Genomic DNA, 14,202 nt, shown 5'->3' on the forward strand with positions numbered 1-14,202 from the left:
TCCGCCTGATTCGGAAACGCACTGTTTACCTGCCGGTCCGGGTCCCGGCCACCTGCCTGGACGGGAGAAAGTGGCGTAGCGGGCCCACCTGGGCTGAATCGTTCTCGTAATCGTGACCGAAACCACGACATCTTCCGTTGCCCCAGCCGGGCAAAGGGAGCATGGTTTGTCCCACCGTGCGATGAGGCGCGCAAGGAGCCAGCGTGTATCCCGTCCGCGCGTGCACAACACAGCCGGGGAAATGCGCATCGAAAGGGTTCGCGAAGAGTGACTACCTCCACGATCAGCAAGACCAACGAAGCCGACGACGGGTTCCGGCCTGGCCTTGAGGGCATCGTCGCGTTTCGAACCGAAATCGCCGAACCCGACCGGGACGGCGGTGCACTGCGCTACCGCGGCGTCGACATCGAGGACCTCGCCGGGAAGGTGACCTTCGGCGACGTATGGGGCCTCCTGGTCGACGGCCGGTTCGGGACCGGGCTCCCTCCCGCCGAGCCGTTCCCGCTTCCGGTGCACACCGGCGACGTCCGGGTCGACGTCCAGGCCGCGCTCGCCATGCTCGCCCCGATCTGGGGCTACCGTCCGCTGCTCGACATCACCGACGAGGAGGCGCGCGACCAGCTGGCCCGCGCTTCGGTGATGGCGCTGTCCTACGTCGCGCAGTCCGCGCGCGGCATCGGCCAGCCCGCGGTGCCGCAGTCGCGGGTCGACGAGGCGAAGTCGATCACCGAGCGGTTCATGATCCGCTGGCGCGGCGAGCCGGACCCGGCGCACGTCAAGGCGGTCGACGCGTACTGGGTTTCCGCCGCCGAGCACGGCCTCAACGCCTCCACCTTCACCGCGCGCATCATCGCCTCCACCGGGGCGGACGTCGCGGCGTCGCTGTCCGGCGCGATCGGCGCGATGTCCGGCCCGCTGCACGGCGGCGCCCCGGCGCGCGTGCTGCCGATGATCGAGGAGGTCGAGCGCACGGGTGACGCCCGCGCGCTGGTCAAGGGCATCCTCGACCGCAAGGAGCGGCTGATGGGCTTCGGCCACCGCGTGTACCGCGCGGAGGACCCGCGGGCCCGCGTGCTGCGCCGCACCTGCAAGGAACTGGGAGCCGAACGCTACGAGGTGGCCGCCGCGCTGGAGCAGGCCGCGCTGGCCGAGCTGCGCGAACGCCGTCCGGACCACCCGATCGAAACGAACGTCGAGTTCTGGGCCGCGGTGATCCTGGACTTCGCGAAGGTGCCGCCGCACATGATGCCGGCGATGTTCTCCTCCGCGCGCACCGCCGGCTGGGCGGCGCACATTCTGGAGCAGAAGCAGACCGGACGCCTGGTCCGTCCCTCGGCGAAGTACGTCGGCCCCGGCCCGCGCACGCCGTCCGAGGTCGAGGGCTGGAAGCTCGTCACCCAGATCTGAGGCCGCGAGCGCCCCAATGTGGCATTGGGTGCGTCAGATGCACCCAATGCCACATTGGGTGCATCGCATGCACCCAATGTGGCATTGGGGCGCTTCAAGCCCAGGCGTCGGTGGCGGCGAGCATCGCGGTGAGCTGGTCGACCAGCCAGCCGTCCAGGGTTTCCCGCGGAACGGTGCCTTCTTGAAGCCACGACAACAAAGCGCCCTCGACCACCGCGGTCCAGCAGCGCAGGGTCAGCAGCACCAACGGCGACGGCTCGGGAATCGCCAGCGCTTCCAGGATCAGCTCGACGGCACGGTTGCGGACCTCGTCGATCGCCGCGTCCGTCTCCGAAGTGGCGATGACCGAACCGCTGCGCAGCAACGCGACGTAACCCTCGCGGTAATGCGCGGCGACATCGACGAGACCGCGCACGGCCGCGCGCAGCCGTTCTTCCGGCGGGCCTTCTTCCAGCGTCGCGAGCCGGTCGACCAAACCGTCGGTGACCGTTCGCAACGCCTGCATTTGCAGTTCCCGCAGGCTCGGGAAATACCGGTAGAACAACGGCCGCGACACCTCGGCGCGCGCCACGATGTCGTCCACCGTGACCAATTCCGGGGCGCGGGTGCCGAACAGATCCAGCGCCGCCGCGATCAGGTCGTCCCGCCGGGCCTGTGCGGTCATCCGGCGCGGACGGCTCACGGCGTGACGTCCAGTTTCGCCGCCGCACGCAGCAAACCCGGCGTCAGCCGCGAAAGGACCAGCGCGACCTTCGCTTCCGGAGTGGACGGCTGGATCGCGACGTTCTTCTCCACCGCGCGCAGGATGTCCCGGGCTACTCGTTCCGGACCGAAATTGCGCCGGGCGTAGAGCTTCGACGATTCTTTCTGCCGCCGCTTCTCCTCGACCTCGTCCACTCCGACGAACTTGGTGTTCTTGGTGATGTTGGTGTTCACCAATCCGGGACAGACCGCCGTAACTCCGATCCCCTCAGAAGCCAGTTCCGCGCGCAAGCCATTGCTCAACGCGAGCACGGCCGCCTTCGTAGTGCCGTAAGCGGTGAGAATCTTGGACGGCAGATACGCCGCGGCAGACGCGAGGTTCACGATCTGCCCGCCCTCGGCGCGTTCTTTCATCATCGGTGCGAACGCGCGGCACCCGTGGATCACGCCCCACAGGTTGACGTCCACGACCTTCTCCCAGTCCTCGATCGTCGTGTCGAGGAACGGGCCGGACATGCCGATCCCGGCGTTGTTCACCACGATGTCCGGCACGCCGAACTCGTCGCGCACCTGCGCGGCGAACCGGGCGACCGCCTCGCCGTCCGAAGAGTCCACTGTGTACTCACCGGCGTCGACCCCGCGCTCCCGCACCAGTTTCGCGGTCTCCGCGGCCGAATCGCCGTTGATGTCGCTGACCACCACGTCCGCGCCCTCGGCCGCGAACGCCAGCGCAGTCTCCCGGCCGATCCCGCTGCCCGCACCGGTCACGACCACCAGGTGATGTGCGAAGCGACCGCTGCCGCCGCCGACCCGCGCACGGCGCAACGCCCGGGTTTCTTCGCCGGTTTCCACCGAAGCGATCAGCTCAGCCGCCGCGGAAGCGACCACCGCGGGTTTCGTCCGGGTGATCCAGTGCGAGCCGACCACTCGCCGGACGTGCAGATCCGGCACCCAGCGCTCGACCTCGGTCTGCAGCGGCGCGGTGACGTACGAATCGCCGGTCGGCGCGAGCACCTGCACCGGGATTTCCGCCGGACGCGGACGCGGCCGGGAAAGCCGCGGCCCCATGTTCGCCCGGTACAGCTTCAGGCCGTGCACCCCGTCCGACGTCTTGGGCGACGATTCGGCGGGCTCCAGCTTCCGGATCATCGTGCGCATGATTCCGCTGCGCCACAACAGTTCCGGGATCACCGGCACCTGGAACGCGACGATGTAATACGAGTGCAGGAACTGCTTCAGCGCGTGCCCGAGACGACGCGGCGTCGGCCGGGTCAGCTGGGCACGGAACCAGGCCCCGGCGTGATCGAGGCTGGGCCCGGAAAGCGAGGTGTACGAAGCGATCCGGCCGCGCAGCCGGTCGCCGGTGACCGCGTGCCACGCCTGGATCGAACCCCAGTCGTGCGCGACGAGGTGGACCTTGCCGAACGGCTGCACCTCGTCGACCACCGCGGCGAGGTCGTCGGCGAGCTGGTCCAGCCGGTACGCCCGGCGTGCTCGCGGTTTGTCGGATTCTCCCGCGCCGCGCACGTCGTAGACGACCACGCGGTGCTCGCGGCGCAGCTCCTCGGCGACGCCGTCCCACATCGAGCTGTTGTCCGGGTACCCGTGCACGAGCACGACCGTGGGCCCGTCCGGGTTGCCGCTCACCCGGACCGAAAGGCGGACTCCGTCGCTGGCAGTCACCTGCTTGTGAGACATCTTGTCATGTTAGACAACTTGTCAACAGCGAGCCGCGTGGTTCCACGGGAAACCAGCGTGTCCACCGTTCGACGGACAGCCGGATTCCACTGCCCGGACGTTCCGCGAACCACGCTCCCCGGCGCACGCTGAACGGCATGAGCACAGCAGTGCGGGTGCGCGGACTGCGCAAGGAGTACCCGGGCCACGTCGCCGTGGCCGGGATCGATCTCGACATCCCCGACGGCGAGGTATTCGCCCTGCTCGGGCCCAACGGCGCGGGCAAAACGACCACCGTCGAGATCCTGGAGGGGCACCGGAAGCGGACGGCGGGGGAAGCCACTGTCCTCGGCGAGGACCCGGGCACCGCGGGACGCGCGTGGCGCGCCCGCCTCGGCATCGTGTTGCAGACGGCCACCGACGCGGCGGAACTGACCGTCGCGGAGACCGTGCGGCATTTCGCGAAGTACTACCCGAACCCGCGGGATCCGGAAGAGGTGATCGACCAGGTCGGCCTCACCGCGAAGGCGGGCGCGCGGGTGAAGTCGCTGTCCGGCGGGCAACGCCGCCGCGTGGATGTCGCGCTCGGGATCATCGGCAGGCCGGAACTGCTTTTCCTCGACGAGCCCACCACCGGTTTCGACCCGGAGGCGCGGCGGCAGTTCTGGGCGCTCATCGACGGGCTCGCCCACGAGGGCACCACGATCCTGCTGACGACGCACTATCTCGACGAGGTCGAAGCGCTGGCCGACCGGCTCGCGGTGATCGCGCGCGGTTCGGTCGTCGCGGAGGGGACGCCGGCGACGCTCGGCGGCCGCGAACGCGCCGAGGCGGTCGTGCGGTGGCACGACGAACGCGGCAGTCACGAGGAACGCACGCAGTTCCCGACGAAACTCGTCTCGCAGCTCGCCGCCGACCGCGGGGAACTCGCCGGCCTCACGGTGACGCGCCCCAGCTTGGAAGACGTCTATCTCGACCTGATCGGGGAGAAATCGTGACCACCACAACGGCCCTGCCGGGGACGTTCCGCCTCGGCCTCGCCCGCGGCGCGCTCGAGCTGCGGCAGTTCTTCCGCAACCGCGAGCAGGTGGTGTTCACCTTCTCGCTGCCCGCGGTGCTGATGATCCTGCTCGGCTCCATCCTCGACGGCCCGACGGGACAGCACGGGGTGTCGTCCGGGCAGCTGCTCGCCGCCGGGATGATCGGCTCGGGCATCGTGTCGACGTCGTTCAACAGTGTCGGCATCGGCATGGCCGCGGACCGGGAAATCGGTGCGCTGAAACGATTGCGCGGCACGCCGATGCCCGCGGCGGCCTATTTCGCCGGCAAAATGGTGATGGTCGCGGTAACCAGCGTGTCGCAGACCGTCCTGATGGCCGCGGTGGCGATGCTGCTGTTCCGCCTCGAACTGCCGTCCGACCCGGCGAAGTGGCTGACCCTGCTCTGGGTGCTGCTGCTCGGAATCGTCTCGTCGACGCTGCTGGGCATCGCGATCAGCTCGGCCACCCGCACCGCGAACGGCACGGTGGCGCTGGTGCAGCTGGTGTACTTGGTGCTGCAGTTCATTTCCGGGGTGTTCGTCACGCCGATCACGAACCTGCCGAGGATCATGGTCGACGTCGCGTCGTTCTTCCCGCTGAAATGGATCTGCCAGGGCTTCCGCTCGGTGTTCCTTCCGCCGGAGGCCGCGACCCAGGAAATGGCAGGGGCATGGGAACTTCCGAAGGTGGCGCTGGTGCTGGCGGTGTGGTGCGTGGTGGGCCTGGTGCTCGCGAGGGTGACGTTCCGGTGGACGAACGAAGCGAAGTGAACCAGCCCGACGCCTGGGAACGGTCGTACTGGGCCTGGGAGGTGATGTTCGCGGTCGCCTACGTGGCGACCGCCCTCCTGGTGTTCTTCGACGACGGGCCGTGGTCCGGCCGAGTCGTGTCCGAGGTCGCGATGGGGGTGATGGCGCTCGGCTATCTCGCGGCGGGCAGGCGGCTCGTGCACCGCGAAGGCAACGAGACCGCCGCTGTCGTCGCCGCGGTAGCACTGACGCTGCTCACCGGGACCGCGATGCTCTCGAACATCACGTCGAGTTTCATCCTGTTTCTCGCGGCCCCGTTGATCTTCATGCTGCTGGAGCTGCGGCCCGCGGTCGCCTTGACCACGCTGCTGATCCTGCTCGAACCCGTTTCGGCCGTGCTCACCAGCGGCTGGAGCCATACCCTGCTGTCGATCCTGCTGCCGATGACCGCGATCCTCATCGTGTTCAGCGTGCTGGCCGGGAAGTTCACCAGCGACGTGCTGAGGCAGAGCCGCGCCCGCGCCGAGCTGATCCGCGAACTGGAATCCAGCCAGGCCGAGGTCGCCCGGCTGTCGAGGGAAGCGGGCACCGCGGCCGAACGCGAACGGCTGGCCCGCGAAATCCACGACACACTCGCTCAGGGGTTCACCAGCATCATCACACTGACCCAGGCGATCGAGTCCGAACTGGACACTGATCTGTCCACAGTGCGCAAACACCTCGCGCTCGCCGGACGCACCGCGAGGGAAAACCTCGCCGAAGCCCGGGCGATGGTCGCCGCGCTCACCCCGTCCGATTTGGCCACTGGCTCTTTGCCGGAAGCCGTACGCCGTCAGGCAGATCGGCTCGCCGAGGAGACCAGCGTTCCGGTTCAGTGCGAAGTGGACGACGCACTGCCGTCGCTGCCAACCGCGGTCGAAGTGGTGCTGCTGCGCGCGGCGCAAGAGGCTTTGTCGAACGTACGCAAGCATTCAGGCGCGACCCTCGTCCGCGTCCGGCTGTCCGCTGTGGACGGAGCGATACGGTTGCGAGTGGAGGACAACGGGTGCGGCTTCGCCCCGGACGCCAGCGGAACCGGATTCGGGTTGCGCGGCATGCGTTCGCGGGCCGAGCAGGTAGGCGGCACCCTGGAAGTGCGAACCGGCGAGAACGGCGGCACCGAACTGGAACTGGAGGTGCCCGCGTGATCACGATCATGCTCGTCGACGACCATCCCGTGGTGCGCGAAGGACTGCGCGGCATGCTCGAAGCCGAGGACGACCTCACGGTGGTCGGCGAAGCCGGCTCCGGCGACGAAGCGGTGGCTCTCGACCGCGTGAAACAGCCCGATGTCGTCCTGATGGATCTGCGCATGCCGGGCCTCGACGGCGTCGGCGCGATCCACGCGATCCTCAAGGAGACACCCGCGCGCCGGATCGTCGTGCTCACCACCTACGAAACCGACGCCGACATCCTGCGCGCGGTCGAGGCAGGCGCGTCGGGGTATCTGCTGAAAGACGCGTCGCGCACCGAATTGGCCGGCGCGATCCGGGCCGCACACCGCGGCGAGACCGTGCTGGCGCCGTCGGTCGCGGGCAAGCTCGTGCACCGGATGCGGAACCCGGAACCGGTGTCGCCGCTGTCCGCGCGCGAGGTGGAAGTGCTGCGGCTGGTCGCGAAGGGCCACACCAACGCCGAAATCGGCCGCGAGCTGCACATCGGCGAGGCCACGGTGAAAACGCACCTGCTGCGGGTGTTCTCGAAGCTCGGCGTTTCCGACCGCACGGCGGCGGTGACGACGGCGCTGGACCGGCAGCTGCTCGGCTGAACCGCCCGGGCAGAATGACGGACATGCTCGACTCCACCGATCTCGCCCTGTACCGACGGCTCGCGCAGGAGCAGTCCGTCAGCCGCGCCCCGTCCCTCGTCGCCGCTGTCGTACGAGGCGGCGAGGTCGTCTGGTCCGGAGCCCGCGGCCGCGTCGGCGACCAGCGCCCGGACGACGACACGCAGTACCGGCTGGGATCGATCACCAAAACGATGATCGCGACCGCGGTCATGCGGCTGCGCGACGAGGGCAAACTCGACCTCACCGACCCGCTGGAGCGGCACCTGCCGGGCACCGCGTTCGGCTCGGTCACCATCGCGCAGCTGCTGTCGCACACCTCCGGCCTCACGTCGGAATCGCCCGGCCAGTGGTGGGAGCGCGCCCCCGGCGCGGACTGGGCGGCGCTCGTCGCGAGCCTGGAAAAGGGCGCGACGAAGCTGCGTCCGGGCTTCAAGTTCCACTACTCGAACGTCGGCTACGGCGTCCTCGGCGAACTGGTCGCGCGACACCGCGAACGGCCGTGGTTCGACGTCGTGCGCGACGAAATCCTGACCCCGCTGGGCATGAACCGCACGACCCCGCACCCGGAAGGCGCGCACGCCGAGGGATTCGCCGTGCACCCGTTCGCCGACGTGCTCATGCCCGAGAAGTGGCCGGACGCCGGCGCGATGGCCCCGGCCGGCCAGCTCTGGTCCACCATCACCGACCTCGGCCGCTGGACGTCGTTCCTCGGCGGCCACACCGGCGACGTGCTGTCCGCCGACACCGTCGACGAAATGCGCACGATGAACACCGTCGACGACACCGAGGTGTGGTCGACCGGGTTCGGCCTCGGCCTGATGGTCGTGCGCTACCAGGGCAGGCATCTGGCCGGGCACACCGGTTCGATGCCCGGCTTCCTCGCCGCGACCCTGGTCGACCCGCGCAGCGGCACCGGCGCGCTGTGCCTCGCGAACTCCACCGGAGGCGTCGGCATCACGCAGCTGTGCCTCGACCTGCTCACCACCACCGACGACCTCGAACCCGCGCTGCCCGACGAATGGTTCCCGTCCACTGTGGACCCGGACCTGCTCGCGCTGACCGGGCTGTGGCACTGGGGCCCGTCGCCGTACTTCCTGCGCGTGCAGGGCGACGGCCTGATCTCGCTGAACCCGGCCGTCGGCGCCGGGCGGGCGTCGCGGTTCCGTCCCGAGGGCCCGGACACGTGGATCGGCCTGGACGGCTACTACGCGGGCGAAACGCTCACCGTCGGCCGCGATGCGAACGGGACGGCGAACCACCTGAACCTCGCCACGTTCATCTTCAGCCGCACGCCTTACGACCCGGCCGCGCCGATCCCGGGCGGGCTGGACGAGGCCGGGTGGCGCTGAGTCATCCCGCGTCGACCTTGACGCCGGGCTCTTCTTCGGGGTCAAGGTCGACGGGCCGTCCGGTCGGGGACACCCACGCTTTCGCGTAGAGGTCCTGGCCGGGCAGGCCCACCAAGACGTCGCCCATCTCCGGCGATCCGAACACCCACAGCCGCCGGTGCTCGATCAGCTCGGCAGCGATCTCCGGCGGGCAGCGCTCGATGCCGAACCGCCCCGGCCAGCCGGGTTCGACCACGAGCCAGCCGGTCACCACCGTGCCGGGCCAGACGTGCCGGTCCGGCAGCGCTGCCCAGACCGCGGTGAGCGGTCCTCGTCCGGACCGCCAGGTTTCGCGGGTCTGCCGGGCCCAGGCCACCGCTACTCCGCCCCAGACCAGCGCGGGAATCAGCACCGGCCACCCGGAGCCGCCGAGGAACCAGAACGCCGCGACCACGCCGCCCACCGCGATCGCCACCGCCAGCACCGCGGCGGGCACGGCGACGGCGGCCTGCCAGCGCAACCTCCGCAGCGACAACCGCCGCCGCGGCAAGCCCGCCGGGTCGGTCGTGAAGAGCCCCGGCGTCGCCACCCCGCCGATCTCCGCCGTGACCCGGCCTCGGGCGTCCGGCTCGTCTAGCCGCAACCGTCCCGTCCGACGAAGTTCGCGCGCCTGCTCCGGCGGGCAGTCGAGCAGGGTGAGGTAGCCGCGCGGACGGACCGTGACGCGCAGCAGGCTCGGCGGCTCCTGACCGTGGTCCCACTGAGTGGTGTCCCCGTCGAGCACGGCGCGGACCTCGCGCACTGATCCTTTCGGCGGCACCCGGCTCCACGGCCGCCACCACCACAGCGCCCCGGCGAGAAACCCGGCGGCGAGCACGGCCGCGAAAACGGCTGAACCGACCTCGTCGGGATTCGGCGGCTCGACGAAGAACCCGGTGGCGACGAACCCGGCGAACGCCACGGAGAGAGCGAACAGCGCAGCAGGGACCACTCGCCGGCGGAACCACGCGCGTCGCCACGGTACGAAAACCATCAGCAAGGTCGCGGCCGCCCCGATGGGAAGGCCGATCAGCGCAGTCGAGTCCCACGGGTGCACCAACACCGTCAAGGCGAAGAGCGCAAACCATCCCCAGCGCGGCCGGTAACCGTGCGTTTCCGTCACGATTCCACATGTCGGACACCCGCCAACCGCCGTTACCTGCGTTGTCCCGACCTGAGAGACTAAGCACATGACCGACGCTGAGTTGACGATCCCAGCAGACCTCAAGCCGGCCGACGGCCGCTTCGGCTGCGGACCCTCGAAGGTCCGCGAAGAGCAGCTCGCCGCCCTCGCCCGGTCCGGTTCCACCTACCTCGGCACCTCGCACCGGCAGAAGCCGGTCAAGTCGCTCGTCGGCCGGGTGCGCGCCGGGCTGTCCGAGCTGTTCTCGCTCCCGGACGGCTACGAGGTCATCCTCGGCAACGGCGGGACGACCGCGTTCTGGGACGCCGCCGCGTTCGGCCTCGTGCGCGAGCGCGCCCAGCACTTCACCTACGGCGAATTCTCCTCGAAGTTCGCCACCGTCACGAACAAGGCGCCGTTCCTCGGCGAGTCGATCGTGGTGAAGGCCGACCCGGGCAGCGCGCCGGAGATCGCTTACCAGCAGGGTGCGGACCTCGTCGGCTGGGCGCACAACGAGACCTCCACCGGCGTCGCGGTTCCGGTGCGGCGTCCGGAAGGCAGCGACGGCGCGCTGGTCGCGATCGACGCGACGTCCGGAGCCGGCGGTCTCCCGGTCAAGGCCGAGGACTTCGACGTCTACTACTTCGCGCCGCAGAAGTCCTTCGCGTCCGACGGCGGGCTGTGGATCGCGCTCGCCTCGCCCGCCGCGATCGAGCGGATCGGCGAGATCGGCGGCGGCGACCGCTGGATCCCCGAATTCCTGTCGCTCACCACGGCGCTCGACAACTCGCGCAAGGACCAGACCTACAACACCCCCGCCGTCTCCACGCTTTTCCTGCTCGCCGAGCAGATCGAGTGGATGAACGGGCAGGGCGGGCTGGACTGGACCACCTCGCGCACCAAGGAATCCTCGACCCGGCTGTACGAATGGGCCGAGAAAACCTCCTACACCACGCCGTTCGTGGCGGACCCGGAGCTGCGCTCGCAGGTCGTCGGCACGGTGGACTTCGCCGACGAGGTCGACGCCGCCGCGGTCGCGAAGGCGTTGCGCGCCAACGGGATCGTCGACACCGAGCCGTACCGGAAGCTGGGCCGCAACCAGCTGCGCGTCGGCCTGTTCCCGGCGATCGACCCGGACGACGTCACGAAGCTCACCCAGAGCATCGAATACGTCGTGGAACGGCTCGGCTGACGCGAAAACGAGCCGAAACGCCCATACCGCCCCGCCAGCCGCCCGGCTCGCGGGGCGGTGTGCGTTCACGACCACTCGTTCGTGACACACCGTGGTCGGCGTGTCACGGCCACGACTGTTCAGTGTCACCGCGAAAATAACCGGAAAGGGCCGTCGGATTGAGTTCGGATGGGTGAGGCGTCGGCGCGCCTCGCACGTCAAGCCGACGCGCCGTTCTAACGTGGGCACCCACAAAGGTGAACACCGGGGAGGCGAGAAATGCGGGCGTTGCGGGTGGTCGGGCTGCACGAGGACGGGAAGTCCCTCGTGCTGGAGGACCCGGCGAGCCGTACCCGCTTCCTGCTCCCGGCCGACGAGAGACTGCGTGCGGCGGCGAGGGGGGACATAGCCCGGCTGGGCCAGATCGAGATCGAGTTGGAGAGCCAGATGCGGCCACGCGAGATCCAGGCGCGAATCCGCGCGGGCGAGTCCGTCGAGCAGGTCGCGAGCAGCGCGGGCGTCTCGACGCAGCGGGTGGAGCGCTTCGCCTACCCGGTCCTTCTCGAACGGTCCCGCACGGCGGAACTCGCACAGTCGGCGCACCCGGTCCGCGAGGACGGGCCCGACGTCCAGACTCTCGGCGAGGTCATCGCCTACGCCTTCGGCGTCCGCGGCCACGACTACAACCAGGCCACCTGGGACGCCTGGCGCGGCGACGACGGCAAGTGGGTCGTCGTGCTGCGCTGGAAAGCCGGCCGCTCCGACAACCGTGCGCACTGGTCGTTCTCGCCCGGCGCGCACGGCGGCACGGTGCACGCGCTCGACGAGAACGCCGAGGTCCTGCTGAACCCGAACTCGTACGTCGCCCCGCGCACCGTGCGTGCGCTGGCTCCCGCGCGCGATTCGGTGGTGCAGCCGACCCTCGACGCCGTCGAGGAGCCGCGCGCCATCGAGGGTCCGGACGAGGGCGACGACGAGACGCGCGAGATCCCGCGCGTCCCCGGCGAGTCCGACGGAGACGACGCCGAGCAGCCGCGCACGAAGGCGAAGAAGAACCATCCGATCGTGCCGTCCTGGGAGGACGTGCTGCTCGGGGTCCGCACCCAGCGCGGCTAGATCACGCTCGCTTCAAGCGCCCCAATGTGGCATTGGGTGCATCTGACGCACCGAATGCCACATTGGGTGCGTCGCATGCACCCAATGTGGCATTGGGGCGGGCGCGGCAGGGGTCACGCGTCCAGCAGGGCGGCCAGTTTTTTCGGCGCGACGTGCCGATACGCCTCGCGCACGATCTGGTCCACTTCGGTCCAGTCGACGTCCACGTCGAGCCGGACGCCGAGCCAGCCGTGCACGCCGACGTAGGGCGGCCGGAAGAACCGCTCCGGTTCGGTGCGCACCAGTTCCTCCTGCACACCCGGCGGCGCGGGACACCAGAACGCGAGCTTGTCGTCGTGGTGCCGGTCGGCGAACATCACGAACGTCTTGCGCCCGCGGACGAACCAGGTCGGTTCGCCGTGGCTGAGCCGTTCGGTGGCTTCGGGCAGGGCGAGGCAAAGCGCACGCAGGGTGTCGAGCGGGGCCATCGGGCCAGTATCCGCGAGTCAGAACACCGTGGCCAGCACGCCGATCCACGCGAGCACCAGCCCGCCGCCCGCGCCGTACACCGCCCAGCGCAGGATCGGCACCTTCCGGCCCAGCCACAGCGAGGGCGCGACGCCGCCGGTGACCACCAGCGACGCGATCAGCGCCAGCCACGTGCTCGTCTCGCGAGCGAGCGTCCCGGCCAACGCGAGCATCGCCACGATCACCACGGCGGCCGCGAAAGCCGACACGGTGAGCCCGGTCAGCCAGGGCGTCGGCTCGTCCGGGGTCCTGGCCCGCGCTGGCTGATCCGGCCGCGGCGGCGGTTCGACCACCGTCTCCACTCCCGTCACCGGGTCGACAAAGCGCACCTCGGTGCCCATCACCGCGGCCAGCCGCGCGGCGAGCTGACGGCCGCGCTGCGACACGACCGAACCGGCGACGTCGGCGTCCGACTCGGACCTCGCCACCGCCGACGCCACGCGCGCCCATTCGTGCAGCGCCTGGGCCAGGTCGGCTCCGATCGCGAGCCGGCGCGGGTCGACCTCCCGCGCGTGCTCGCCGCCCGGTCCGGCCAGCACCGCCTGCTCGCCGCGGATCCGCAGCTCCATGGTGCCCCTCCCCGCAAGAAACGTGCCGGGGGTCACTCTAGTGGTGCGGCCCCTGCCGAGACTTCGTGGAACGCGATCGCCGCGGCCGTGGCGACGTTCAGCGAGTCGACGCCGGGCATCATCTCCACGCGGACCGCGACGTCCGCGGCCTCGATCGCCTCGTCGGTCAGCCCCGGCCCTTCCGCGCCGAGCAGCAACGCGATCGGGCCCGGCACCTTCTCGCGCAATCCGCGCAGCGGCACGGAATCCGCGCGCGGCGTGAGCGCGGCGACGGTGAAACCCCGCGCCCGCAGCACATCCAGGCCGCCGGGCCAGCTGTCGAAAGTCGCGAACGGGACGCGCAGCACATGCCCCATCGAAACGCGCACGCTGCGCCGGTAAAGCGGATCCGAACAACCTGGACCGAGCAATACCCCGCCGACGCCCAGCGCGGCCGCGTTGCGGAACAGCGCGCCGAGGTTCTCGTGATCGCCGACGCCTTCGAGCACCGCGAGAACCTGTGCGCTGTCCACGATTTGAGAAACCGTCGGCGGTTCCGGGCGGTCCGCGACCGCGAGCACGCCGCGATTGAGGTGGAATCCGACGACCTCGGCCATCGTCTCCGCCGACGTCACATATGCGGGCACGTCAACAACGGCGAGTTCGTCTTCCAATTCCCGCAGCCGTCTCTCCACTCCGAGCAGCGCTCGTACTGGATAACGCGAGGCGAGCAGCCGTCCGACCACGACGGTTCCTTCGGCGATCACCAGCCCGCGCCCGCCGGGGCGGTCCGGGCGACGGTCCGCTGTGGACAGGTCGCGGAAGTCGTCGAGGCCCGGATGCGCCCGGTCCTCGGTGAAGATCAGTTGAGCCACATCGGACAGTCTCGCACCCGCTCGAACCCGTGCCCATTGGTCCGAACGCGTGGCATGCTCTAGTGCGAACGGCCTAGTTACGCGCAGGGTCA

14 protein-coding genes are annotated in these 14,202 nt (G+C 69.9%); 8 read left to right on the top strand and 6 right to left on the bottom strand.

Annotated elements, in window-relative coordinates:
• Positions 1-267: 267 nt before the first annotated feature.
• Positions 268-1,407 carry a citrate synthase 2 gene (locus ACWGIC_RS28850; RefSeq protein ID WP_452079067.1) on the top strand — a complete coding sequence of 380 codons (1,140 nt, stop codon included), beginning with the start codon at positions 268-270 and terminating at the stop codon, positions 1,405-1,407.
• A 94-nt stretch (positions 1,408-1,501) separates the two neighbouring features.
• Here ACWGIC_RS28850 and ACWGIC_RS28855 read toward each other — a convergent pair whose 3' ends face one another.
• Both ACWGIC_RS28855 and ACWGIC_RS28860 read right to left on the bottom strand, forming a co-directional pair.
• A complete protein-coding gene (locus ACWGIC_RS28855) occupies positions 1,502-2,071 on the bottom strand; it encodes a TetR/AcrR family transcriptional regulator (RefSeq protein WP_452079087.1) in 570 nt (189 codons plus the stop codon).
• Positions 2,072-2,085: 14 nt separating this feature from the next.
• On the bottom strand, positions 2,086-3,792 hold the full coding sequence (locus tag ACWGIC_RS28860; protein WP_452079088.1) for an SDR family oxidoreductase: 1,707 nt from the start codon (positions 3,790-3,792) through the stop codon (positions 2,086-2,088).
• A 152-nt stretch (positions 3,793-3,944) separates the two neighbouring features.
• On the opposite strand from ACWGIC_RS28860, the gene ACWGIC_RS28865 reads away from it, so the two are divergent.
• The 5 genes from ACWGIC_RS28865 to ACWGIC_RS28885 are packed head-to-tail and all read left to right on the top strand — an operon-like array spanning position 3,945 to position 8,752.
• Positions 3,945-4,784 (top strand): ABC transporter ATP-binding protein, encoded by an 840-nt coding sequence (locus ACWGIC_RS28865; RefSeq protein WP_452079068.1) that lies wholly within the window; start codon positions 3,945-3,947, stop codon positions 4,782-4,784.
• On the top strand, positions 4,781-5,596 hold the full coding sequence (locus ACWGIC_RS28870; RefSeq protein ID WP_452079069.1) for an ABC transporter permease: 816 nt from the start codon (positions 4,781-4,783) through the stop codon (positions 5,594-5,596). Before ACWGIC_RS28865 ends, ACWGIC_RS28870 begins: the two co-directional genes overlap by 4 nt.
• 44 nt (positions 5,597-5,640) lie before the next feature.
• Positions 5,641-6,762, top strand: a complete 1,122-nt coding sequence (locus tag ACWGIC_RS28875; protein WP_452079089.1) for a sensor histidine kinase — start codon at positions 5,641-5,643, stop codon at positions 6,760-6,762.
• The gene (locus ACWGIC_RS28880; protein ID WP_452079070.1) at positions 6,759-7,382 is read left to right on the top strand and encodes a response regulator; all 624 of its coding nucleotides are present in this window, start codon (positions 6,759-6,761) and stop codon (positions 7,380-7,382) included. Before ACWGIC_RS28875 ends, ACWGIC_RS28880 begins: the two co-directional genes overlap by 4 nt.
• Before the next feature lie 23 nt (positions 7,383-7,405).
• Entirely contained in the window at positions 7,406-8,752 is a 1,347-nt protein-coding gene (locus ACWGIC_RS28885) for a serine hydrolase domain-containing protein (RefSeq protein WP_452079071.1), read from the top strand.
• Position 8,753: 1 nt separating this feature from the next.
• Here ACWGIC_RS28885 and ACWGIC_RS28890 read toward each other — a convergent pair whose 3' ends face one another.
• Positions 8,754-9,893: a hypothetical protein gene (locus ACWGIC_RS28890; protein ID WP_452079072.1), complete on the bottom strand. Its 1,140-nt coding sequence runs from the start codon at positions 9,891-9,893 to the stop codon at positions 8,754-8,756.
• Between the two features lie 67 nt (positions 9,894-9,960).
• Here ACWGIC_RS28890 and serC point away from each other — a divergent pair, with 67 nt between their 5' ends.
• Positions 9,961-11,085 (top strand): phosphoserine transaminase, encoded by a 1,125-nt coding sequence (serC, locus tag ACWGIC_RS28895; protein WP_452079073.1) that lies wholly within the window; start codon positions 9,961-9,963, stop codon positions 11,083-11,085.
• Between the two features lie 258 nt (positions 11,086-11,343).
• Complete coding sequence (gene sepH / locus ACWGIC_RS28900) at positions 11,344-12,180, top strand: septation protein SepH (protein ID WP_237597388.1); 837 nt, start codon at positions 11,344-11,346, stop codon at positions 12,178-12,180.
• Positions 12,181-12,293: 113 nt separating this feature from the next.
• Here sepH and ACWGIC_RS28905 read toward each other — a convergent pair whose 3' ends face one another.
• From ACWGIC_RS28905 to ACWGIC_RS28915, 3 genes are read right to left on the bottom strand one after another with little or no spacing between them, the layout of a single operon-like run.
• Positions 12,294-12,647, bottom strand: coding sequence for an MmcQ/YjbR family DNA-binding protein (locus tag ACWGIC_RS28905; protein WP_452079074.1), 354 nt, complete (start codon positions 12,645-12,647; stop codon positions 12,294-12,296).
• A gap of 18 nt (positions 12,648-12,665) precedes the next feature.
• Positions 12,666-13,256, bottom strand: coding sequence for a DUF2537 domain-containing protein (locus tag ACWGIC_RS28910; RefSeq protein WP_452079075.1), 591 nt, complete (start codon positions 13,254-13,256; stop codon positions 12,666-12,668).
• Between the two features lie 32 nt (positions 13,257-13,288).
• Positions 13,289-14,110: a TrmH family RNA methyltransferase gene (locus ACWGIC_RS28915; RefSeq protein ID WP_452079076.1), complete on the bottom strand. Its 822-nt coding sequence runs from the start codon at positions 14,108-14,110 to the stop codon at positions 13,289-13,291.
• Between the last annotated feature and the right edge of the window lie 92 nt (positions 14,111-14,202).

It is taken from the genome of Amycolatopsis sp. NPDC054798 (assembly GCF_053611505.1).